The sequence below is a fragment of the Collinsella sp. wc0583 genome, assembly GCF_046116915.1.
In the GTDB taxonomy this organism is placed as follows: Bacteria; Actinomycetota; Coriobacteriia; order Coriobacteriales; family Coriobacteriaceae; genus Collinsella.
The window spans coordinates 87,558-108,839 of sequence record NZ_JBJXBN010000009.1 but is presented as its reverse complement, the minus strand read 5'-3'; the positions used below and the strand labels follow the sequence as shown (position 1 = coordinate 108,839).

Below are 21,282 nucleotides of genomic sequence, written 5' to 3'. Positions count from 1 at the left end.
TGGAGGTTTCCAATGGGTTTGTTTGGATTTGGCAAGAAAAAGGAGAAGGTGGCCTCCGCTGCAGCCGAGACCGCACCCGTTCTCGATCGAGATGCCGTTCTCGACGCCGTTAAGGCAAAGCGTTCCGAGCTCGAGGGCAAGGAGGGCGTCGCTGCCGCAAACGTTCTAAACGAGATTGGCAAGCTTTATGCCGATGCCAACATGGTCGACGAGGCCGTTGAGGCATACGAGCAAAGCCTGGAAGTCAATCGCACGATGGGCAAGGCGTCTGCAGCACTGGTCAAGCTGTACAACAAGAAGCGTGCGGCTGCCGCCGAAGCGAAAGACGATGAGGCTATCAAGTATTACATGGACAAGGTTACCGAGATGCTTGCTATCTCTAAAGACCAGCTTCGTGGCAAATAATCGGGTAGTAAGAAGGGTTTCCCAGCATGGAAAAGACGCTGATTTTGCTTGCCGGACCTCCGGCTACGGGCAAAACCGATTTGGCAGATCGCATCAAGGCTCGCCATACGTCCGAGAGCTTTTTGAGCGTCTCGCTTGATGACGTTAAGGAAGAGTATTGGGATACGTACGGCTTTAACAATGCCGAGGAAAAGGCTCAGGTTGATGCGAACGCTCTTCAGGAGTGGTTCCGTCGCCTCGATGTCGCCATGGCGGACGGGCCGCAGATTATGTGCGATTATCCGTTCTCCGCCAAGCAGCACGACAGGCTCGCTGAGCTGGCGGACAAGCACGGCTACCGTGTGCTCACGATTCGTCTTGTCGCCGATCCCGTTATGATCAGCAAGCGCTACCGTGCTCGCGATCTTAAGCCGACGCGTCATCTTGCGCACATTGTGACGCATTATCACAAGGGCGATGTGCTCGAAGATCGTAGCAAGGGCGACGACCTGGTCGATTTGGATATCCTTGTCGACCGCATCAAAAACCGCGGCTATGATACGTTTGAGCTGGGTCATACCATTGAGCTTGACGTGACCAATGTCGATACCGTTGACTATCCGGGCTTTTTGGCCAAGGTCGATGAGTATCTGGACGATCCTTCGTCGGTTGCCGCCATTGCCGCCAAGGCGGGGGCAGAGTTTACTGATGAGGACCTCTGCTCGCGCATTGACTACACATTGCTTAAGCCGACGGCGACCTGGGACCAGATTGATGCCATTTGTGCCGAGGCATTCGAGTACGGTTGTGCCAGCGCATGCATCCCGCCTTCGTATATCGCCCGTGCTCACAAGGCCTATCCCGACCTTGTGCTCACCACGGTCATCGCTTTCCCGCTTGGCTATATGACGAGCGCTGCGAAAGCGGTCGAAGCGGCCGATGCCTACGCCAACGGTGCCTCCGAAATCGACATGGTGATTGACCAGGGCATGGTCAAAGCCCGCGATTACCAGGCCATCGAGGACGATATTCGAGCCGTGCGCGAGGCCGTGCCCAATGCGACGCTCAAGGTCATTGTCGAAACGTGCTATTTGGCGCAGGAAACCAAAAAGCCGATCTGTCATGCCGTCGAGGCTGCCGGCGCAGACTTTATTAAGACGTCTACGGGCTTTGGTACGGCTGGTGCCCAGGTTGAGGATGTCTATCTGTTTGCTCAAGAGTTGGGCGGCCGTGTAAAGGTCAAGGCATCGGGCGGCGTACGCACGAAAGAAGATCTTGCGCTTATGTCGGGCGCCGGTGCCGATCGTATCGGCGCGAGTGCCAGCCCGCGCAAGCTTTTCGGCGCGCGCTAGAGGTAGCTTGGGGCATTCTTTGCATAAGGAATGCCCCAAGCTAGCGGTGAGTTGGTGAAGTATGCTCGGCTGGAATGAAATATGCGCGGGCAGGGTTATCGATGTGTGTCTTTTGAGATTTTGCAGATAACATCTATTAAAAGACAGCGCCTGATGTCAAGGATTTAGAGAACTGTTCCAGATAGGGGAGGGATGATGACCGAAACGTCTGAGCTCGATTTTAGCGGCAAGGAACAGCTGTACTCTCAGCTGTACGATATCCTGTTCCAGGAAATTACGAGCGGTGCCTACAAGATTGGCGACTACATTCCCTCCGAAAGCGATCTTATGAAGCGCTATGACGTTTCGCGTGCAACGGCGCGCAAAGCGATGGAGCTGCTTTCTAATAATGGCTTGATTGAGAAGAAGCGCGGCCGCGGATCCGAGGTTATTGCCAACGTGCCACTTAGCTCGCCTAAGCGTGTCTCGAGCTATATTAAAAAGAATGTGGACGAGTTTGCAGTGCCGCAAAAACGTTTGATTGAGTCTGGCGTTGTAACCATGCCCCAGCACGTTGCCCGCGAGCTGGGCTTGGCTGAGGGCACAAAGGCCTTCTGCCTTCGCCGTGTGCGCGTGTCGGGCGATCGTCCGTTCTATCTGGAGACGATTTATTACGAAGACGGCTATGTCCCGCATATTGCGGAGCGCGACTTTTCCAAGGAATCGCTTCGCGCTTATCTCAATAACTCGTGCGATATTCGCTGGAGCCGTGTGAGCCAAAAGATTGGAGCTTGCGTTGCTACCGACGAGCAGGCCGAGCTATTGGGCATCAGCGTTGGTGCTCCGCTGCTCAACATTACGAGGGTTTCTCATGACCAGCAGAATGTGCCCCGTGAGTATGTGGAGTCGTTCTACCGCGCCGACCTCTACCGCCTCGAGATCGAACTCGATTAAGGGGCTCTCCGTTCCACTCTGATGCGGCGGCGCTTTTGACAAACAATTCAGTCCGTACATTTCTATATCATCATGTATGTAAGGAGTACATTATGGCAATCAAGGTATTTGCCGACGGTGCCAATCTCGAGGGCATGCTCGACATGGCCGAGAACGGTAACGTTCAGGGCTTTACGACTAACCCATCGCTTATGAAGGCGGGTGGCGTGACCGATTATCGCGAGTTCGCCAAGACCGTGCTCGAGCACATCACCGATGTCTCGGTTTCGTTTGAGGTCTTTGCGGACGATGAGGCGGGCATGGAGGCCGAGGCTCGCGAGATTGCGACTTGGGCTGACAATGTGTATGTCAAGATTCCCGCACTCAATACCAAGGGTGAGTCGACCGCGGCGCTCGTTAAACGTCTTTCCGCTGACGGCATTAAGGTAAACGTTACGACGATCTTTACTCCCGAGCAGGTCGATGAGTTTGTGGACGCTGTCTCCGCTGAGACGCCGTCTATCATCTCTATCTTTGCCGGCCGTATTGCCGATACCGGCGTTGATCCGCTGCCGTTGATGGCTGAGTCTGTCAAAAAGGCCGCGGCAAAGCCGCAGTGTGAGGTGCTCTGGGCATCTACCCGCGAGCTGCTGAATATCTATCAGGCCGAGTCCGTGGGATGCCAGATCATTACCGTTCCCAACGGCATCCTGGCCAAGCGCAAGAACGTCGGTAAGGACCTCATGGAGTATTCGCTCGACACCGTTAAGGGTTTCGCGCGTGATATCGAAACGCTTGGATTCCACATCCTGCCGTAACCGGACAAGCCGATTCGTCCATATCGGTTGATGGCAGAAGGAGTAAGGGTCGTCGTTGCCTGTACGGCGGCGACTCGTAATGCCCCAAGTTGGCAAAGGCTCCTAGCTTTTGTTGACTTGGGGCTTTTGTGTTTTAGGGTGAAATTTCCGTCTGGCACGCCATCTGAAAAATGAGGATCGCAGGCGGTGCCGTCTGTACCGTGGGTATCGCCCACACGTATATGGCTCAGAAGACGATTCAAATTGAATGCGCCGCCTGTGGCATTGAGCACAAGGTTGAGGCCAGGGCGGCCTGGGTATCGAGAAGGAGCTGACGCAGGAAGACGTTGACTCCGCCGACATCGCGACCGTGCCTATGGCCGCGCTCAAGAAGTGGCTGCACCACCCGCTGACCGATCAAGGTCTCGCCTCCTTCGAGGATGGCTGGGAAAAGGTCGTCGCGCGGGCTTAAACGAGTGAATTGCCCCGACATCGCATCATCCAGTGCCGGGGTTGTTCTCAAGAGAGGAATTCGTATGACCAACCAGGAGCTGGCGAAGGTCGCCAATGAGGTCAGGAAGGGTGTCGTGACTGCGGTTCACGCCGCCAAGTCGGGGCATCCGGGCGGATCGCTTGGCGCCGCCGACATCATGACCTACCTCTACTTTGAGGAAATGGATGTCGACCCGGCGAATCCGAGCCGCGCCGAGCGCGATCGCTTTGTGCTCTCCAAGGGACACTGCGCTCCGGCACTCTATGCCGTGCTCGCCGAGCGCGGGTTCTTTCCCAAGGAGGAGCTCGAGACGCTCCGTCATATCGGCAGCCGCCTGCAGGGCCATCCCAATATGAATGACACGCCGGGCGTCGACATGTCTACCGGGTCGCTCGGTCAGGGTATCTCCGCCGCGGTTGGAATGGCGCTCGCCGCAAAGCACTGGGGTGACAGCTACCGCGTCTACACGCTGTTGGGCGACGGCGAGTGCGAGGAGGGCCAGGTGTGGGAGGCGGCCATGTTCGCCGGCAACCACGACTTGGATAACCTCGTCGCTATCGTCGATCACAATGGCCTGCAAATTGACGGTAGTATCGACGAAGTTAACTCGGCTATGCCACTTGCCGACAAGTTCCGCGCCTTTAAGTGGCATGTGATCGAGCTCGCCGACGGTAACGACATGGCGCAGATTGCCGCCGCCTTTGCCGAGGCTCGCAAAGTGAGCGCCTCACCTGTGGCCGTTATCGCCGAGACGGTGAAGGGCAAGGGCGTCTCCTTTATGGAAAACCAGGTGGGCTGGCACGGCAAGGCGCCCAACGATGAACAGTTTGAGCAGGCCATGGCCGAGCTCGCAGCAGCAGGGGAGGAGCTCTAATGGCAGACGTCAAGAAAGTCGCTACGCGCGTTAGCTATGGCGAGGCACTTGTCGAGCTGGGCAATGAGCGCGATGACTTTGTGGTTCTCGATGCCGACTTGGCCGCCGCCACGCAGACCGGCAAGTTTAAGGCTGCGCACCCTGAGCGCTTCTACGACGCCGGCATTGCCGAGAGCAACTTGATGGGGCTTGCCGCCGGCATTGCGACCACGGGCCGCGTTGCTTTTGCGAGCACCTTTGCCATGTTTGCCGCCGGTCGCGCCTACGAGCAGGTCCGCAATTCCATTGGCTACCCGCACCTCAACGTCAAAATCGGCGCCACGCATGCGGGCATCTCGGTCGGTGAAGACGGCGCTACGCATCAGTGCTGCGAGGACATCGCGCTCATGCGCACGATTCCGGGTATGACGGTGATCGTTCCCGCCGATGACATCGAGGCTCGTGCTTGCGTGCGCGCTGCGTATGAATTTGAGGGGCCGGTCTACATGCGCTTCGGCCGTCTGGCAACACCGGTCATCAACGACCGCGAGGACTATGAGTTCAAGATTGGCCGTGGCGTGGTCGTGCGCGAGGGGTCCGATGTGACTATCGTCGCATGCGGCCTCATGGTCGCCGAGGCACTTGAGGCAGCCGAGGCGCTCGCTGCCGATGGCATCGATGCCGAGGTCATCAACATGCATACGATCAAACCGCTCGATGAGCGTTTGGTGGTTGCCAGCGCCAAGAAGACCGGTCGCGTGGTCACCGCCGAGGAACATTCGATTATCGGCGGTCTTGGCGAGGCCGTGGCCTCGGTGCTCGCGGAGCAGCATCCGGTGCCGATGCGACGCGTCGGCGTGCGCGATGTGTACGGCGAGTCCGGCCCTGCGGTCGATTTGCTGCACAAGTACGGTTTGGACGCCGACGGTATCGAGGCTGCGGTCAGGTCCGTGTTGTAAGGAAGATTCCCACGGGGTTTATATCTGCCAACCAAGTGACGATCGGGCATGCCACCGTCTCGCGCGAGCATCGATTCCGTTGAGATTGCGGAGCTCATCAATAGCGGACTCGAAGACTAGAACGGTCATCCCGTTCAATCAATCGATTCTTCTCCAAGGAAAAGGGCCGCGACGCCATATGGGTGTCGCGGCCCTGCTTGCGTTTCCCCAGATAAAACCTACCATAATAAACCTGTCCCTTTTTGGTAGGTCAGTTAACGCAGTCCAGGTTGAGCATGTGCGAGCGAGCGGGCTCCGGGTGCGGTAAGGTGACGTGAAACAAGCGGGCGCTGACCTTTTGGTCGCGCCCGTGAAGTTGAACGTCAGATTGCCGTGCCCGGAGCCCGCGCAGCGCCGAGCAGTTACGCCGTTTGTAAAACGGCGTAACCTAAAGATTCATGTTGCCGTGGATGTAGGGGGTGACCTCGGGGAAGATATGGCCGCAGCCCAGCTCGCGCAGCGCGGACTCGATAACGGCGGGCAGCGGGGTTTTGCCCTCGGCATCGACGGCGTTGCCACCGAGGGCAGCGATCTTGGCGACATCTGCGGGTGCGGCCTCGATATGCATGCAGCCGCAGATCAAACGCGCGCGTACCTGTGCCAGATCAAGATCGTGCAGGTAATCCTCGCAGGCGCGGATTAAATCGACTTTATCGCGCGTAAGCTCCTCGCCCGTGGGGACGCGGGTGGCAAGACATGCTCCCGCCGGTAGGTTCCAAACGGGATAGCCCCATGCGCGCAGCAGCTCGCGCTCTTCGTCCTTGGTAAAGCCGACCTCCATAAGGGGTGAGCGTACGCCGAGCTCTTCTGCCGCACGCATGCCGGGGCGGTAGTCACCGCGATCGCTTGCATTGCTGCCATCGATGACGGTGGGAAAGCCGAGCGACTTGGCGTGGTTGACGATGGCGGTAAAGCCGGCGTGCTTGCAGTGGTAGCAGCGATTGGCATCGTTGCAGGCTACTTGGGGGAGCTGCAGCTGATCGACCGAAAGATTGAGCACGGGGAGCTTAAAATGCGCCCCTTCATTGGCTTGTCCATCAACGGACCGCTCAAACGAGGCCTGTTCGGGCGTGCCGATGAGCGGCGTGGTGAGATGGACGAGGAGGGTATTGGTAGGCATGATGCGGGCGCATACGGCGGCCAAAAAGCTGCTGTCGACGCCACCGGAAAACCCGATAGCCACGCGCCCGTATGCCAAAAGCAGCTGTTCGAGCGCCGATAGCTTGTCTTGAAGCTCCTCTGCGGGTGCCGTGGTGTCTAAAATCATGAAACGTTCCTTATCGTTGAGTGCTCAATCGAAAACTATAATCCTAATGCGTTACTTGCCATAAGACTTCTACCTATGTAACGAAAGTGCAATATGGTATATACGTTATATACAAGTTGCCAAATGCGGTAGAGTTACAGCAACGCGACAGCGAGAGTCGATGGGGGACCGATATGATCAAGGCTGTTATTTTTGACATGGATGGAACGCTGGTCGATACCGAGCGTTTGGGGATTAAGGCCTGGAAGGCAGGCGCCGCTGAGCTGGGGCTCGCGATTGATGAAGCGCTGATCCATCAGTTTATCGGCCGCACGCTGCCCGATGTTATGGACATCCTCGATAGGCATTATGGCAGCCACGAAACCACCGAGGCGATCTATCGTCGCCACAAGGAGATTCGCGACGAGATGGTCAAGACCGAACTGGAACTAAAGGCCGGCGCCGCCGAGTGCATAGACGAGCTGCTGACTGCGGGCTATCACGTGGGCCTTGCAACGTCGTCGCGCCTCGTTACGGCCGAGCGCAACCTTAAGATGGTCGGCCTCTTTGACAAGTTTGAAACGGTGACCTGCGGCGAGGACGTCGTGCACGGCAAGCCCGACCCTGAGATGTATCTGCTCGCCTGCGATCGCGCGGGCTTTGCCCCCGAGGAATGTGCCGTGGTCGAGGATTCGCGCAACGGCTGCGTCTCGGGTATCACGGCCGGTTGCCATGTCTTTGCCGTTCCCGATATCGTGCCGCTGCCGCAGGACGTGGTGGATGGCTGCGAGGCCGTGCTCGATACGTTGTTCGATCTGACGGCGGCGGTCAAGGCCGTGCGCTAGACAATTGCGGAGCTGAAACGAGCAATTGGCCGTCTTTGCGCTTAAGCAAAGGGGGTCCGGCAATGGTCGGGCCTCTTTTGCTTAAGCGGCGTTTTGGCATACTGGCCGACGTGCTATAGATACGCACCGAGGTTGATGGCCGTGACTTCGGCTTGGCTGCTCGCCTGGGTACTGGCGCGCTCCAAGAGGAACGGCCGCACGAGTTCCTGACGGTTGATGTCCTCGGCGGCTGTGACCGCAGTAACGGTTCTCGCTGCGGAACCAATGCGGATGTGCTTGGTTTTTGCCGGCGCCTTGTTCTCGATTTGCTCCATGAGCAGCTGGACACCCTTGCGGCCAATCTCGTAGCCCGGGGGTGCCACCGTGGTGAGGGGGACCGACCCGCTCCATGCAAGCGGGTTGCCGTCGCAGCCGGCCACGCGAACCTGTTCGGGGACGGAGATGCCTTTGTCGGTCAACGCCGAGATAACGCCCGAGGCCAATACATCGGTAAGGCCGATGACAAAATCGGGACGCTCGCCGGTAGAGCGCTCGGCAATCTGAGCGCCGATGCTGTAACCATCGGCAGCGGTATTCCATTCTCCGGCGTCAATGACCTCAATTTTGATATCGGGATGCAGGACGAGGGCCTTATGAATGCCAAGTACGCGCAGGGTGAGCTGCATAAATGCCGCTCTGCCCACAACGGTGATATGGCGCGCGCCGCGGGTGATGGCGAGCTCGGCGATAATGCGCCCTTGCGCCTCGTTGTCGGCGGCCACGTAGTAACCGGGTTCGGAGCAGTGGATGTCCAGATGGACGATCGGCACGGGCATCTTGGTCATTGCGGGGTGCCAATCGGGGGACGCCATAGGCTGAACCATGACGCCGGACATCTGCGTGCCCATAAAATAGCGCAGGTAGTGGTCCTCGAGGATGTCGTCGTTATCGGCGTTGGCGATGAGCAGGTCATAGCCGTGCTTGCGGGCCTCGTTATGGGCGCCGCTGGCAATTTGGAGCGAGAAGCCATGGTCGAGACGGGGGAGGACCAGGCCAAAGGACTTGGTGGCGCCGCCCGCGAGCTGACGAGCACTTTGGTTGGGCAGGTAGCCAAGGCGATTGATGGTCTCGTTGATGAGCTTGAGGGTCTCGGGGCGCAGCTTTTCGGGGTGGTTGAGCGCGTTGGATACCGTGCCCAGCGAGACTCCTGCCTCGCGCGCGACGTCGCTGATTTTTACCTTTGCCATAGCGGCCCCTTTGATACGTTTCAAGTACGAGTCAGATTGTAGCATCGCCCGTCCCGAGGGTGTCAAAGCCTGTCAATTGGGGGCAGGTTTATTTTGGCAGGTTTTATCTGGGCAAACACCGAAGCCCAGACCACACCACCGCAAGGGTGGCGCAGCGCGCTGCCTCCTTTGCGGTGGTCGCGTTGCCTGGCCCTTCAATTGTCTCGATCTGTAACATCTGGACGACAAAGCAAGACCTACCTGTTACAGATTGAGGCAGATCGCCGGGGCCGGGCGGAAAATCTCGATCTGTAACAGCAAGCCCTCTTTCGGCGCCCCAGATGTTACAGATTGAGACGTTTCGGCGGAGCTTGTTGTCAGACACCCGAACCACCACAAAGGTGCCTGTCCCCTTTGTGGTGGTTTTGGCGCGGCTGGGCTGCGCGTTAAACGGTGGAGTGTCTACAATGGAAGCCGTTTTGAACGTAGATTGAAAGGCTTTGGTATGACTCGCGCTGTTTCTCGTCGTGATTTCCTGGGTTTAATCGCCGGTACCGCAATGGTTACGGCGAGCGGTTGCGCTGGCAGTGGCGCCGACAAGGGCTCTGCCGCTGGTTCTGCCGCGGTTACAGGCGACGATATCAAGGGCACTAAGCTCACCTTTGTGGGCGACGATGCCTTTGCGCCCTATCGCTATCTGGAGACGCAGTCGGACGGCAAGCAGAAGGTTGTCGGCCTGGACATCGCTATCGCTGACGAGATGGCCTCGCGCTTGGGCTTTTCTTACGACTTTGAGCCGCAGGACTTTGCCGCCACGCTTGCATCGGTGCAGAGCGATGACAAGGCCTTTACCATGGCGATGAGCTCCAACGAAGAGCGCGAGCAGACCTATGACTTCACGCGCGGCTACTATCAGCCGCTTGTGGGCGTTCTCACGCTCGGCGGCGATCCCGTCAAGCGCGTTGAGGACCTCGCCGGCAAGTCTATCGCCTGCACCACCGGTACCGTGCAGAACAAGTTCATCGCCAAGGTCATGCCCGATGCTGATATTCACACGTACGACGGTGGCGACCAGTGCCTGCAAGAGGTGCTCGCCGGGCGCATCGATGCCTACCTGTGTGACGGCGCCGAGGGCCAGTCCATGCGCGATGCGAATGAGGGCCTGGTGCTGGGCCTGCTCGATCGCTCCGAGACGAGCGATCACGTGGGCGTGTACCGCCTGATGGCCAAGAAGGGTGCCGGATTTGTCGCGGCGCTTGACGAATGCATCGGCGAGATGCTCGAGGACGGCACCATCGATGACTGCATCAAGCAGTATGTGGGCGCCGACTTCATGTGGAACGGCGACTATTCCGCTTCCGGTACGTCGACGGTTGCCGGAAAATAGCGAGCCGGTGAGGCGCGCGCCAAGGGCATGCTGATGAAGTTTGAACTGCTAGAACCATATATACCGATGTTTATGAGCGGCCTGGTCGTGACCTGTCAGGTGACGGCCGCCGCGCTGGCCATAGCACTCGTCCTGGGCTTTCTCATTGCCGTGCTCAAGGTTTTGCCCTGTCGCCCATTGCGTGCGGTGCTCAACTTCTACACCTCTATCTTTCGCGGCGTGCCGCTCATCGTGTTACTTTTTTTGGCGTACTTTGCGACGCCGCAGCTCACGGGCTTCAAAATTTCGATGTTTGCCGCCGGTGCCATTACACTGGGGCTCAACGGCTCAGCGACGGTGTCCGAGACGGTGCGCGGTGGTATCGAGGGCGTTGACCGGGGGCAGTACGATGCCGCTCGGGCCATCGGGCTTCGCTATGTTCCCATGATGCGCAAGATCATCGTTCCGCAGGCGATGCGCTCGATTGCCCCTGCTCTGGTCAACGAAGTGATCACGGTCCTCAAGAGCTCCTCGCTGGTGGCAACCATCGGCCTGATGGATATGATGCGCGCCGCCCAGAGCGTGCAGGCGCTCACCTATCGAGCCTTTGAACCGTTTTTAGTGGTGGCCGTGGTCTACTACGTCATTGTTATGGCACTCACGGCCCTGGGCAATCGGCTCGAGCGCCGCCTGCGTCCCTAGGGGAGTGCCAACCACCGCAAAGGTGCCTGTCACCGTTGTGGTGGTAGGGTGTGTGCATCGAGTGGTATCCAGTTTAAGATACCACTTCTGGTATATCAGCTTGCGTTTGTGTGAGTACAATACTCGGACGTTATACGTCTCAGCGCCCGTCGTGCGTGGGCGTTTTGCAGTCACGCGAGCGAAGGGATTTATCCTATGTGCGGAATTGTCGGCTACACCGGCTCTGATATTGCAAAGAACATTCTGGTCACGGGCCTTAAGCGTATGGAATATCGCGGTTATGACTCCTCGGGCGTCGCGCTCGAGGTGGGCGAGGGCGCCGCGGCTCACCTCGACGTCATCCGCCGCGTGGGTAAGGTTGCGGGCCTGGAGAGCGAGCTTTCCAATATCGACAGCGACGCTACCTGCGGTATCGGCCATACCCGCTGGGCCACTCACGGCAAGCCTTCCGTTGTCAACGCCCATCCCCACACCAGCTGCGATGGTCGCATCGCCATCGTCCACAACGGCATCATCGAGAACTTCGCCGAGCTGCGCGAAGAGCTGGAGGGCCGCGGCCATCACTTTAAGAGCGAGACCGATACCGAAGTCTTCGCGCACTTGATCGAAGAGGCCTATGCCGAGACGCGCGACCTGATGGCTTCCGTGCGCGAGGCCTGCACCCACGTGGTGGGCGCCTATGGCCTGGCCGCCGTGTGCGCCGACGAACCTGGCGTGATCGCTGTTGCCCGCAAGGACTCCCCGATTGTGGTCGGCGTGGGCGAGACCGGCTCCTACGTTGCCTCCGATGTGATCGCGCTTATCGATGCCACCCGCGATGTCGTGGTGCTCGAAGACGGTCAGTTTGCCAAGCTCACGCCCGCGGGCGTCGAGTATACCGACGAGGCCGGCAACGTTATCGAGCCCAAAATCACCCATATCGACTGGGACCTGGACATGGCCGAAAAGGGCGGTTATCCCGACTTTATGCTCAAGGAGATTCACGAGCAGCCGCGCGTGGTGCGCGACACGCTGGTGGGCCGCATGACCCCTGCCGGTGAGCTCGATATCGACGAGCTGGGCCTTTCGCTCGAGGAACTCAACGATATCGACCGCGTATATGTGATTGCCTGCGGCACCAGCTACCACGCCGGACTCATCGCCAAGAACCTTATTGAGGGCTGGGCTCGTATTCCTACCGAGGTTGAGGCGGCTAGCGAGTTCCGCTACCGCAACCCCATCATCACGCCGACGACGCTCGTCGTGGCCGTGTCCCAATCGGGCGAGACGGCCGACACCCTTGCCGCCATTCGCGATGCGCGCATCAAGGGCGCCAAGGTCTTTGGCATCACCAACGTGGTGGGCAGCCCGGTGGCGCGCGAAAGCGACGGCGTCATCTACACCAAGGCCAACAAGGAGATTGCAGTCGCCTCGACTAAGAGCTTCATCGGTCAGGTCGTGAGCCTCACGCTTTTGGCCTTGCTGCTGGCGCAGGTCAAGTACCGCTTGACCACCAAGCAGACGCGCATGCTGTTCCGCGAGCTTTCCGATACGGCCGAGCAGATTCAGTGGATCCTGGATACGCAGACCGAGGCCGTGCACGAGGCCGCGCTTGTGTGCAAGGACGCGCAGTCCGCGCTGTTCGTGGGTCGCGGCATGGGCGCCGCCATTTCTTATGAGGGCGCGCTTAAGCTCAAGGAGGTCAGCTACCTGCATGCCGAGGCATATGCCGCCGGCGAGATGAAGCACGGCCCCATCGCGCTGATCGATCCGGGTTTCCCTGTCATCGCGGTGGCAACCAAGAGCGCAACGTACGATAAGACGGTGTCGAACCTCATGGAGTGCAAGGCTCGCGGCGCCAAGGTCATCGTCGTTGCTACCGAGGGCGACGAGGAAATCAACAAGATTGCCGACTGCATCATTCGCGTGCCGTCCATCCGTGACGTGTTCAGCCCCATCACGGCGAGCGTTCCGCTGCAGCTGCTCGCCCGCGAGGTGGCCATCCTGCGCGGTTGCGACGTTGACCAACCTCGTAACCTGGCGAAAAGCGTTACTGTCGAGTAATTGTTGTTCCGCCGTTCTGCCGAACGGCGGACCGGTCGACGCTGCGCGAGCCGCATTCACGCCAATCTGACGTTCAATTTCGAGGGCGCGACCAGAAGGTCAGCGCCCTCTCATTTCACGTCACCTTGGCGCAAATGCGGCTCGCTCGCTGTTGACGACTGACATCGAGTGCTCTGTTGTCGAAACGCGCCAACAACAAGGCCCGGCTCCGTTGCGGCGGAGCCGGGCCTTGTTGCATTTGCCCAGATAAAACCTGCCGAAATAAACCTGTCCCTTTTTGGCAGGTTAGCGGAGCTTGCTGGTCTCGAAGTACTTGGGATATTGGTCCAGGACCTCGGTCTGGTTGCGGAACATCATATGCAGGTGCTTGCTGACCAAAAAGCTCGCCTCGATGGGGTCGCGGCCGGCGATGGCGCGGCGGATTTGCTTGTGCTCGTTAACAATCTCCTGATTGTCGAGCCTCTGCGTGGCGGCGCGCAGCCAGCGGAAGCGCTCCAGGTCGGCATTGGTCGCCTCGAGCCACGACCACACGGTGCTGCGGCACGCGATGCTAAAGATCATGCGGTGCATGAGGTTGTCGCTTAAAAAGAATCCGATGCGATCCTCTTCGGCCATGGCCTTTTCCTGCAGCGCGATGGCTTGGTCGAGCTGCTCGATGCCTGCCGAGGTGGCACGGGCGCAGCACTCCACAATCACCTGTTTTTCCAGGTGTTCGCGAATGTAGCAGGCGCTCTCGGCAAAGGTGAGGTTGATGGGCGAGACATAGGTGCCGCTTTGGGGCACGGTGCGCACCAGGCCCTCTTGCGCCAGGCGCACCAGTGCCTCGCGCACAGGGGTGCGCCCCATATCCAGGTCGTCGCAAAGCTGCTTGACGCCTAGCTTTTCGCCCGGCTTGTAGTCCAGGTAGACGATTTTGCGTCGAATGGTGTGGTAGGACTGGTCCTGTAGGCTCGTTTCCTGCTCGCCGACGTGCATCGATTCTTCCATAGTGCCTCACAACCGTTCTATCACACTCATATATCAGCTGTTAATTATGCCGCGAATCAGCTCTCCGCGGTGGGTAATTCGGCTGTTGCCTAAGAACTATTGCGGCTTCTTAGTCTTTGTTTGCGCAGAGCTGTGCCCAATGTTGCCGTATCATAAGCCGTCGCAAACGTGAAATAGAAAGAAGGAATCCCATATGCAACTGGCAAATATCGTACGCGAGCGCTGGAAGGGTGTCTTGTTCTGCCTGATTATCGCCATCCCCGCGACGTTGCTCGGCAAACAGATTGAGGTGGTCGGCGGGCCGGTATTTGCCATCCTCTTTGGCATGGTCCTGGCGCTCGTCTTTCCCAAGAATCGCCGCGAGCAGCTCGCCGCCGGTGTCACCTATACGTCTAAAATAGTCTTGCAATACGCGGTTATCCTGCTTGGCTTTGGCATGAACCTCTCCCAGATTCTGTCCAAGGGCGCCCAGTCGCTGCCGATTATCGTGGCGACGATCTCGACCTCGCTTGTCATCGCCTTCGTGCTCTGCCGCGTTATGAACGTGCCGGGCAAGATTGCGACGCTTGTGGGTGTGGGCTCGTCGATTTGCGGCGGTTCGGCCATCGCTGCGACCGCGCCCGTCATCGATGCCGACGATCGCGAGATTGCCCAAGCCATTTCGGTCATCTTCCTGTTTAACGTTATCGCGGCGCTCGTGTTTCCGACACTCGGCGGCATGCTCGGGCTGACCAACGAGGGCTTTGGCCTGTTTGCCGGCACCGCCATCAACGACACCTCGTCGGTAACGGCTGCGGCGAGCGCCTGGGACAGCATGCATCCCGGCGCCAGTGTGCTCGAGAGCGCCACGGTGGTTAAGCTCACCAGGACGCTGGCCATTATTCCCATTACGTTGGTTCTCGCATGCTGGCAGATGCATCTGGCGCGCAAGGCCGGCGGCGACGCCAAAAGCACGTTCTCGCTTAAACGAGCGTTTCCCATGTTCGTGCTGTTCTTTGTGCTGGCGAGCGTGATCACCACGGTGCTTCAGCTTCCCGCGTCCATTACGGCGCCCATCAAGGAGCTGTCGAAGTTCTTTATTGTGATGGCCATGGCGGCTATTGGCTTTAATACCGATATCGTCGAGCTGGTCAAAAAGGGCGGAAAGCCTATCGCGTTGGGCTTTTGCTGCTGGATTGGCATTGCATGCATGAGTTTGGGAATGCAGCACGTGCTGGGAATCTGGTAGAGAAGTAGCTGATTTGCGTGTTGCGTGCTGGCGAGCGCATTCTCACGGTGGAGCGATAGGAGCTCTTGCGGGTATGGCTTGTCCGCAGGTTGATAGGTCCCGAAGAGCTCTTATCGCCCCGCCAGGATGGCGATGCGGGGCAATTCATATACTCGCAAGAAGGCACCGCAGGCCCTATAGTGTTTAGTGAACATTATCGTTCAATTTTGAAACACTTGAGATGCCGGGTCTCAGATGAGGCCGCGGTTGGAGACGGGGCGAACCATGGACAGCGATGCCAAGCTGCAGATTCTGATTGAGGCATTGTCCGCAGCCGGAGCATCGGCGCTGGCAATCGACGGGCGCGGTGGCGTTGTAATCTCGACTATGAGTGACGCGGCGCTCGAGCAGGATATCGCTGCTTTTGTTTCCGAGCGTCTCGCTCGCGTGGGCGATGGGGCACGCCTGGTGATGGGCCACGAGGGCGTGCGGTTGAGCTTGACGGTGCGCCCGACGGCCAAGGAGCGCGGAGCGCTTTGGGTAGTCGTGGCGCATGAGGTGCGCGCCGCTGCGACGCATGCGGGCATCGAGTGGCTCAATGCCGACGAAGTCGAGGCTCGCTACGAGTCGAGCACGTACGGCATCGTCGAAGATGCGGCAGCGGTCGCTGCCCCCGTACGGGAGAGCTACGCACGCGGGGTGCCCCTTATGCTCGAGGGTGAACTGGGCGCGGGGCAGGACCAGATTGCAAAACGCCTGTACCTGGATGGGCCCTATGCCGATCAGCCCTTTGTGTCCATTGCGCTCGATGAGCTTACGGATCGCGGTTGGCGCCATCTGCTCAAAAGTTCCGAATCGCCGCTATTCCAAACGGGGCTGACGCTATGCGTGAGCGGCTGGCATGCCGTTGGGCCCCAGCGCCTGCGCGAGCTCGTGTCCGCAATGATCGACACGGCGCTCGCAACTCGTTGCCATGTGGTGTTGACGGCAAACGATATGCCGGGTGGTGGCGAAAGCGACCAGGCTGCATTTGTGACCGAGCGCTTGGCATGTGCAGTGAGCGTGGCGCCTGCGATTGCCGAGCAGGGCGGCGCGTCGAAAAAGACTGCGTGCTACCTGAAGTATCTGGCAGATATGTTTAAGACGGGTGCCCCCATGTTGTCCGCCGCCGCGGTAGAGACGCTCGATGCGTACCGTTGGCCCCGCAACTACTTGCAGCTGCGTGAAGTCTCTGAACGACTCTATATATTAGTGGGGGCGGGAACGGTGGAGCGTGCCGTGGCGAAAGAGGTGCTCGCCCAGGAGGACGTTATCAAGACCGCGACCTTTGGTGCCCCGACGCTCGATAGCGATCTGTATATCTTGCGTCCACTGGCCGATACCGAGCGCGATATCGCGCGGTTGGTCCTGCAGCACCTTCACGGCAACAGGACACGTGCGGCAGAGGTGCTCGGTATAAGCCGCACGACTTTATGGCGCCTGCTGAAGGACAACGACCGCTGAGCGAGGCGCCGTGACCGCGTGCGTCGCATGTGCTACAGTCCAAAGAAGCATTGTTTCGATTGTGTTACGGCGTGCGGGGGAGTATGGCGGAGACTTCAAAACCGAACCGAACAAAGCGAAGTGCGGCGCCGGTCAGCCGACGTACGACTTCGCGGACGTGGGGCAAAAGCGCCTCGGGGTTCGACGGCTCGTTCAAGCGCACAAAATATGGCTATCCTTCGGCAAGCGCTCGCTTGGCCATGCAGGCCGAATCCTCGTTATGGGGACGAAGGCGCGTGGTGGGCTCAAAGCTCAAGCACGATGGCACGCTTGGCTACATTAGCCGCGGTGCTGCCCGCCGCAGCGGCCTCAATCCTGCAGGCTGGCATCGCTACGTTCCGATCGCGGTCGTTGTTGCGGTGATTGTCATCGCGCTCGCGGCGCTTGGCTATGCCGGCGGCGGCGCGAGCCTGGGCACGATGTTCAAATCGCCCGAGCTCGCGCATGTTGGCACGGAGCTTGTTGAAGGCGCACGAGACCAGACGGGTGTGGCGCCCCAGCGCGGTATGGTCGCAGCTGCTGCCACCATTGCCGATGCTCAAAAGGACGAAGGCGAGCAAGACGACGGCGCCAAAACGACTCACACGAACGAAACGACGACAACTCCATCGGCAAGACAAGTTGCGAGTGGGGCAGCAAATTTGGGACGGGGCTTTTTAGCTGCCCAAGACAGTGGCTCACTCGATGTCAGGCACCAACAGCGAGCGGGCCGCATTTGCGCCAAGGTGACGTGAAATGAGAGGGCGCTGACCTTTTGGTCGCGCCCTCGAAATTGAACGTCAGATTGGCGTGAATGCGGCTCGCGCAGCGTCAACGGGTCCGCCGTTCGTTAGAACGGCGGAACATACACCACGTTGTCGCGGCGAGGCTTGGCCTTGGGGAGTGCGTCCTCGGCGTAGCCCAGAATGCAGTTGCCCACACCGCGCAAGCTTCCGTCGGCGGGCAGACCCCACTTGGCCAGCAGTTCCAGTCCCTCGGGTGAGTCAAAGACCTCGTGCGCGCGGTGGATCCAACACGAATCGACGCCCAGCGCATAGGCTGCGTTAAGCAGGTTGCCCATGGCGAGCGAGCCGTCTTCCAGGTGCGTGGGCACGCTGCGGTCGACGAGCACTACCACAACAGTCTTGGCCCCGTAGAAGGGATCGCCATCGCTGCCCATAACTTGGGCGTTGAGCTGCGAGAGACGCTCGACGGTCGCGGGATCGGTAACGGCGACAAACGTGACCGGCTGACGTCCCATGCCGCTCGGCGCGTACTGGCCTGCCTCGATAATGCGTGCGAGCTTTTCTGCCTCGACGGGGCGATCGCTGTAGTTGCGGCAGCTACGGCGATGGATGAGCGCTTCGATGGTCTCCATGGGTTCTCCTAGCGATGACGTTGCAGATGCTCCGTTCTTACCCGTCGTGCCGTAGCCGTAATCGTGCAGAGGGCCCCAAACAGCAATAGCCACCAATCGGAAAAGTCGGCTTGCATAAAACTGCGGCAAGAATGTGAGAAGCTAATGAGATGGTTAAACGTTTTATCCCGTCTACCCTGCGGTTTTTTACCACTTGCCTAAAACATGGGCGCATATCCGTTGATAAAGGTTTTACTAAAGGGGTACCAACGTTTATCAATGCGCTGTGGTGGCGCTGGGCCAGGAGGTAACTATCATGTTCCAGGCTGGAGATGTCGTCGAGACTGACTTCGAAGGATTTCTGAAGCTGCTGCGTTCCAAGACGCGCGCTTTCGTGTCGATCAACGATCACGAGTACTACATCACGCACACCGATGGCTATTGGCGTGTTCAGGATTGCGAGACCCTCAACGATAAGGGCCACTTTACTGATTGCTCCGAGCTGGTCAACACGGTCTGCGAGGTCGTCGAGCTGCCTTGGATCTGCGGCAAGAGCCTGCACGACAGCTTTGCGGGCGCAACGGTCTACGAGGCCGTCGCTGCCTAACGGGCAAATACATCGCTATTCTCGCGTGACCGCCGGCGCCGCCCCCGCGCCGGCGGTCTTTTTCTATCGATATGCAATGTAGAGCCAACCATATATATCGAGCTTATTGACGATAGTCAAAACTCGGACTAATCTAGAAATACAAATTGGTCAAAACTCGGACAATCGAATGGTGGGATAGATGAATAGTGCGGTTACGCTGGTCGATTTCGACCGGATGCTCAACGGACTCGACCATATCTATTCGGAGTTCTCGCGCACCTGCGGTCTTTCGGACTGCGCCTATTGGATGCTCGTCGACACCAGCACGGCGGGCGGTAGTATCGCCGTGAGCCGTCTGACAGGCGAATGGTTCTATAGCAAGCAGACCATTAACTCGGCGATCAAGACGCTTAGGGCGCGAGGGCTTGCGACGTTGGAGTTTGCCGAGGGCAGTCGTAAGAATAAGGTCGTTTGTTTGACCGATGAGGGCCGGCGGTTCGCCGAGCACTATGCGTTGCCGGCGGTTAAAGCCGAGCAGCGTGCTTTTGGCGCGCTCGAGTCTTGGGAACAGCGTGAGATTATGCGCCTGGTCGGCAAGTTCTCCCATGTTCTTAACGAAGAGTGCGAGGCGTTTAAACAGCAGATGGCCGCCGAGAGCCAAGTGGAAAAACAAGAAGAGGGGGAAACGTGCGACTCTTGATGAGGTTTATGAGGCCGTATCGCGGGCTGATTGCGGTGACGCTGTTTGCGGTGCTGATAGATAACGTCGGTACGCTGTTGGTTCCCACGATGCTGGCGAACATGGTCAACACCGGTATTACCACGGGCGATGTCGACTATATTTTACGCAACGGCCTGTACATGCTTATCGCGACCGGCATGGCCAGCGGCGGCACGGTGCTGGGCTGCTATCTTTCGGCGCGCCTGGCCGCCAACGTGGCCTGCGATATCCGCAATGCCGTGTACGACAAGTCGCTCGAACTCGCGGCCAGCGACTTTGAGCGCTTTGGCACGGGTTCGATGATCACGCGCTCACTCAACGACATCAACGTGATTCAGCAGGCTATCCTTCAGACGATTCAGTTGGTGCTGCCGGTGCCGTTCTTGGCCGTGGCGGGCATCATCTTTGCCTGGTTTATCGATCCCGCCATGGGCACGCTGCTGGGCGTGGTCGTTGCGATCGTGCTGGTGGCGGCGGTCTTTACCGTTGCCAACGCCGCGCCGATCTTTATGCGCCTGCAGAGCTTTATCGACCGCATGAACGTGGTGCTGCGCGAGAACATCGTGGGCGTGCGCGTCATCCGCGCATTTAACAAGGAGCGCCACGAGGAGCAGCGCCTGGACGAGGTGTTTAGCGATTACGCGGCCAATGCCATCAAGGTCAACCACCTGTTTGTGGGCCTCGACAGCTCCAGCTTCTTTTTGATGAACATCGCCGAGGTGGCGGTGCTGTGGGTGGGCGGCAACCGCGTGGGCGTCCATGCCATGCAAATCGGCAGCATCTCGGCCGTGTTGGAATACGCGATCCTGATCCTGTTCTTTGTGATGATGGCGCAGATGGTGATTCTGACGCTTCCGCGCGCTGCGGCGTGCCTCAACCGTGCGCAGCAGGTGCTCGAAATCGAGCCGAGCATTGTCGATGGTGAGGGTACGCTCGACGCGGGAACGTCCGACTCAAAGGACGGAACAGGCGCGGTCGCCGTGTTCGACCATATGTCGTTTCGTTTTGACGACGCCGACGAGGACACACTGCGCGATCTGAACTTTACCTGTCGCCGCGGTCAGACGACCGCGATCGTCGGCTCGACGGGTTCGGGCAAGTCGACGGTGGCCAAGCTCCTGCTGCGCTTCCACGATGCCACCAAGGGCGCCATTCGCCTGGGCGGCGTTGATCTGCGCGACCTTTCGCAAGACGAGATTCGCGGGCATATCGCTTACGTGCCGCAGAAGGCGTGGCTGTTCTCGGGCACCGTGGCAAGCAACCTGCGCTTTGGCAACGAAGATGCGACAGAGGCAGACATGCTTCATGCGCTCCAGGTTGCCCAGAGCACCTTTGTGCTCGATCAGCCGCAGGGGCTCGATACCCCGGTGGCGCAGGGCGGCACGAACTTTTCGGGCGGCCAGCGCCAGCGTCTGGCCATCGCCCGTGCGCTCATGAAGCATGCCGATCTATATATCTTCGATGACAGTTTCTCGGCCCTGGACTTTAAGACCGATGCCGCCCTGCGCCATGCGCTGCAAGACGAGACGCGTGACGCTGCGGTGCTCATCATCGCGCAGCGCATCTCCACGATTTTACACGCCGACCAGATCGTCGTGCTCAAGGACGGCGAGGTCGTGGGCCTGGGCACGCATGGCGAGCTTATGGAAACCTGCGAGGTGTACCGTGCCATCGCGAAATCGCAAATGAAGGGAGGTGAGTAGC

At 59.0% G+C, this 21,282-nt stretch carries 20 protein-coding genes and 1 pseudogene; 17 read left to right on the top strand and 4 right to left on the bottom strand.

Translation table 11 applies throughout. The annotated features are described in order from the left end of the window. The first annotated feature begins 12 nt into the window (after nt 1-12). The 7 genes and pseudogenes from ACKUUJ_RS09195 (at nt 13) to ACKUUJ_RS09165 (ending at nt 5,750) form a co-directional block, all read left to right on the top strand. Nucleotides 13-405 (top strand): hypothetical protein, encoded by a 393-nt coding sequence (locus tag ACKUUJ_RS09195; protein WP_329739112.1) that lies wholly within the window; start codon nt 13-15, stop codon nt 403-405. 26 nt (nt 406-431) lie between these two features. Then, entirely contained in the window at nt 432-1,736 is a 1,305-nt protein-coding gene (deoC, locus tag ACKUUJ_RS09190) for a deoxyribose-phosphate aldolase (RefSeq protein ID WP_409065373.1), read from the top strand. Nucleotides 1,737-1,931: 195 nt separating this feature from the next. Further along, the gene (locus ACKUUJ_RS09185; protein WP_409065372.1) at nt 1,932-2,669 is read left to right on the top strand and encodes a GntR family transcriptional regulator; all 738 of its coding nucleotides are present in this window, start codon (nt 1,932-1,934) and stop codon (nt 2,667-2,669) included. Nucleotides 2,670-2,761: 92 nt separating this feature from the next. Beyond that, nucleotides 2,762-3,466, top strand: a complete 705-nt coding sequence (locus tag ACKUUJ_RS09180; RefSeq protein ID WP_117734851.1) for a transaldolase — start codon at nt 2,762-2,764, stop codon at nt 3,464-3,466. Between the two features lie 331 nt (nt 3,467-3,797). Continuing rightward, nucleotides 3,798-3,917, top strand: a pseudogene (locus ACKUUJ_RS09175) (fructose-6-phosphate aldolase); the annotation flags it as partial. Between the two features lie 64 nt (nt 3,918-3,981). Beyond that, nucleotides 3,982-4,812, top strand: a complete 831-nt coding sequence (locus tag ACKUUJ_RS09170) for a transketolase (protein WP_329739108.1) — start codon at nt 3,982-3,984, stop codon at nt 4,810-4,812. Further along, nucleotides 4,812-5,750: a transketolase family protein gene (locus ACKUUJ_RS09165; protein ID WP_117757860.1), complete on the top strand. Its 939-nt coding sequence runs from the start codon at nt 4,812-4,814 to the stop codon at nt 5,748-5,750. Before ACKUUJ_RS09170 ends, ACKUUJ_RS09165 begins: the two co-directional genes overlap by 1 nt. A gap of 427 nt (nt 5,751-6,177) precedes the next feature. On the opposite strand, the gene ACKUUJ_RS09160 is transcribed toward ACKUUJ_RS09165, so the two are convergent. Further along, nucleotides 6,178-7,056, bottom strand: coding sequence for a hypothetical protein (locus ACKUUJ_RS09160; protein ID WP_409065371.1), 879 nt, complete (start codon nt 7,054-7,056; stop codon nt 6,178-6,180). A gap of 173 nt (nt 7,057-7,229) precedes the next feature. On the opposite strand from ACKUUJ_RS09160, the gene ACKUUJ_RS09155 reads away from it, so the two are divergent. Beyond that, entirely contained in the window at nt 7,230-7,880 is a 651-nt protein-coding gene (locus ACKUUJ_RS09155) for an HAD family hydrolase (protein WP_409065370.1), read from the top strand. Between the two features lie 113 nt (nt 7,881-7,993). On the opposite strand, the gene ACKUUJ_RS09150 is transcribed toward ACKUUJ_RS09155, so the two are convergent. Beyond that, nucleotides 7,994-9,106 carry a LacI family DNA-binding transcriptional regulator gene (locus tag ACKUUJ_RS09150; protein ID WP_409065369.1) on the bottom strand — a complete coding sequence of 371 codons (1,113 nt, stop codon included), beginning with the start codon at nt 9,104-9,106 and terminating at the stop codon, nt 7,994-7,996. Nucleotides 9,107-9,590: 484 nt separating this feature from the next. On the opposite strand from ACKUUJ_RS09150, the gene ACKUUJ_RS09145 reads away from it, so the two are divergent. The 3 genes from ACKUUJ_RS09145 to glmS all read left to right on the top strand — a co-directional run bounded on the left by ACKUUJ_RS09145 (nt 9,591) and on the right by glmS (nt 13,196). Further along, on the top strand, nt 9,591-10,472 hold the full coding sequence (locus ACKUUJ_RS09145) for a substrate-binding periplasmic protein (protein ID WP_409065368.1): 882 nt from the start codon (nt 9,591-9,593) through the stop codon (nt 10,470-10,472). Between the two features lie 33 nt (nt 10,473-10,505). Beyond that, nucleotides 10,506-11,153 carry an amino acid ABC transporter permease gene (locus ACKUUJ_RS09140; RefSeq protein ID WP_409065367.1) on the top strand — a complete coding sequence of 216 codons (648 nt, stop codon included), beginning with the start codon at nt 10,506-10,508 and terminating at the stop codon, nt 11,151-11,153. A gap of 195 nt (nt 11,154-11,348) precedes the next feature. Next, nucleotides 11,349-13,196: a glutamine--fructose-6-phosphate transaminase (isomerizing) gene (glmS, locus tag ACKUUJ_RS09135; protein WP_409065366.1), complete on the top strand. Its 1,848-nt coding sequence runs from the start codon at nt 11,349-11,351 to the stop codon at nt 13,194-13,196. Between the two features lie 285 nt (nt 13,197-13,481). Here glmS and ACKUUJ_RS09130 read toward each other — a convergent pair whose 3' ends face one another. Next, entirely contained in the window at nt 13,482-14,183 is a 702-nt protein-coding gene (locus ACKUUJ_RS09130; RefSeq protein ID WP_409065365.1) for a GntR family transcriptional regulator, read from the bottom strand. 193 nt (nt 14,184-14,376) lie between these two features. Between ACKUUJ_RS09130 and ACKUUJ_RS09125 the strand changes: the two genes are divergently transcribed. The 3 genes from ACKUUJ_RS09125 (at nt 14,377) to ACKUUJ_RS09115 (ending at nt 17,666) form a co-directional block, all read left to right on the top strand. Continuing rightward, nucleotides 14,377-15,411: a YeiH family protein gene (locus ACKUUJ_RS09125; protein ID WP_409065364.1), complete on the top strand. Its 1,035-nt coding sequence runs from the start codon at nt 14,377-14,379 to the stop codon at nt 15,409-15,411. A gap of 264 nt (nt 15,412-15,675) precedes the next feature. Next, nucleotides 15,676-16,893 (top strand): helix-turn-helix domain-containing protein, encoded by a 1,218-nt coding sequence (locus ACKUUJ_RS09120; RefSeq protein WP_409065363.1) that lies wholly within the window; start codon nt 15,676-15,678, stop codon nt 16,891-16,893. 278 nt (nt 16,894-17,171) lie between these two features. Continuing rightward, on the top strand, nt 17,172-17,666 hold the full coding sequence (locus ACKUUJ_RS09115) for a hypothetical protein (RefSeq protein ID WP_409065362.1): 495 nt from the start codon (nt 17,172-17,174) through the stop codon (nt 17,664-17,666). Between the two features lie 95 nt (nt 17,667-17,761). On the opposite strand, the gene ACKUUJ_RS09110 is transcribed toward ACKUUJ_RS09115, so the two are convergent. Next, on the bottom strand, nt 17,762-18,289 hold the full coding sequence (locus ACKUUJ_RS09110; RefSeq protein ID WP_409065361.1) for a nitroreductase family protein: 528 nt from the start codon (nt 18,287-18,289) through the stop codon (nt 17,762-17,764). A gap of 295 nt (nt 18,290-18,584) precedes the next feature. On the opposite strand from ACKUUJ_RS09110, the gene ACKUUJ_RS09105 reads away from it, so the two are divergent. From ACKUUJ_RS09105 to ACKUUJ_RS09095, 3 genes are all read left to right on the top strand, one after another. Then, on the top strand, nt 18,585-18,875 hold the full coding sequence (locus ACKUUJ_RS09105; RefSeq protein ID WP_250787203.1) for a CDP-alcohol phosphatidyltransferase: 291 nt from the start codon (nt 18,585-18,587) through the stop codon (nt 18,873-18,875). Between the two features lie 181 nt (nt 18,876-19,056). After that, nucleotides 19,057-19,557 carry a MarR family winged helix-turn-helix transcriptional regulator gene (locus ACKUUJ_RS09100; protein ID WP_409065360.1) on the top strand — a complete coding sequence of 167 codons (501 nt, stop codon included), beginning with the start codon at nt 19,057-19,059 and terminating at the stop codon, nt 19,555-19,557. Beyond that, nucleotides 19,557-21,281, top strand: coding sequence for an ABC transporter ATP-binding protein (locus ACKUUJ_RS09095; protein ID WP_409065359.1), 1,725 nt, complete (start codon nt 19,557-19,559; stop codon nt 21,279-21,281). The genes ACKUUJ_RS09100 and ACKUUJ_RS09095 overlap by 1 nt, the downstream gene beginning before the upstream one ends. The last annotated feature ends 1 nt before the right edge of the window (nt 21,282 follow it).

Excerpts from the sequence above, each read along its gene's own strand:
- ACKUUJ_RS09195 (WP_329739112.1), top strand. The coding sequence starts at position 13 with ATGGGTTTGTTTGGATTTGGCAAGAAAAAGGAGAAGGTGGCCTCCGCT.
- deoC (WP_409065373.1), top strand. The coding sequence starts at position 432 with ATGGAAAAGACGCTGATTTTGCTTGCCGGACCTCCGGCTACGGGCAAA.
- ACKUUJ_RS09185 (WP_409065372.1), top strand. The coding sequence starts at position 1,932 with ATGACCGAAACGTCTGAGCTCGATTTTAGCGGCAAGGAACAGCTGTAC.
- ACKUUJ_RS09180 (WP_117734851.1), top strand. The coding sequence starts at position 2,762 with ATGGCAATCAAGGTATTTGCCGACGGTGCCAATCTCGAGGGCATGCTC.
- ACKUUJ_RS09170 (WP_329739108.1), top strand. The coding sequence starts at position 3,982 with ATGACCAACCAGGAGCTGGCGAAGGTCGCCAATGAGGTCAGGAAGGGT.
- ACKUUJ_RS09165 (WP_117757860.1), top strand. The coding sequence starts at position 4,812 with ATGGCAGACGTCAAGAAAGTCGCTACGCGCGTTAGCTATGGCGAGGCA.
- ACKUUJ_RS09160 (WP_409065371.1), bottom strand. The coding sequence starts at position 7,056 with ATGATTTTAGACACCACGGCACCCGCAGAGGAGCTTCAAGACAAGCTA.
- ACKUUJ_RS09155 (WP_409065370.1), top strand. The coding sequence starts at position 7,230 with ATGATCAAGGCTGTTATTTTTGACATGGATGGAACGCTGGTCGATACC.
- ACKUUJ_RS09150 (WP_409065369.1), bottom strand. The coding sequence starts at position 9,106 with ATGGCAAAGGTAAAAATCAGCGACGTCGCGCGCGAGGCAGGAGTCTCG.
- ACKUUJ_RS09145 (WP_409065368.1), top strand. The coding sequence starts at position 9,591 with ATGACTCGCGCTGTTTCTCGTCGTGATTTCCTGGGTTTAATCGCCGGT.
- ACKUUJ_RS09140 (WP_409065367.1), top strand. The coding sequence starts at position 10,506 with ATGAAGTTTGAACTGCTAGAACCATATATACCGATGTTTATGAGCGGC.
- glmS (WP_409065366.1), top strand. The coding sequence starts at position 11,349 with ATGTGCGGAATTGTCGGCTACACCGGCTCTGATATTGCAAAGAACATT.
- ACKUUJ_RS09130 (WP_409065365.1), bottom strand. The coding sequence starts at position 14,183 with ATGGAAGAATCGATGCACGTCGGCGAGCAGGAAACGAGCCTACAGGAC.
- ACKUUJ_RS09125 (WP_409065364.1), top strand. The coding sequence starts at position 14,377 with ATGCAACTGGCAAATATCGTACGCGAGCGCTGGAAGGGTGTCTTGTTC.
- ACKUUJ_RS09120 (WP_409065363.1), top strand. The coding sequence starts at position 15,676 with ATGGACAGCGATGCCAAGCTGCAGATTCTGATTGAGGCATTGTCCGCA.
- ACKUUJ_RS09110 (WP_409065361.1), bottom strand. The coding sequence starts at position 18,289 with ATGGAGACCATCGAAGCGCTCATCCATCGCCGTAGCTGCCGCAACTAC.
- ACKUUJ_RS09105 (WP_250787203.1), top strand. The coding sequence starts at position 18,585 with ATGTTCCAGGCTGGAGATGTCGTCGAGACTGACTTCGAAGGATTTCTG.
- ACKUUJ_RS09100 (WP_409065360.1), top strand. The coding sequence starts at position 19,057 with ATGAATAGTGCGGTTACGCTGGTCGATTTCGACCGGATGCTCAACGGA.
- ACKUUJ_RS09095 (WP_409065359.1), top strand. The coding sequence starts at position 19,557 with ATGAGGTTTATGAGGCCGTATCGCGGGCTGATTGCGGTGACGCTGTTT.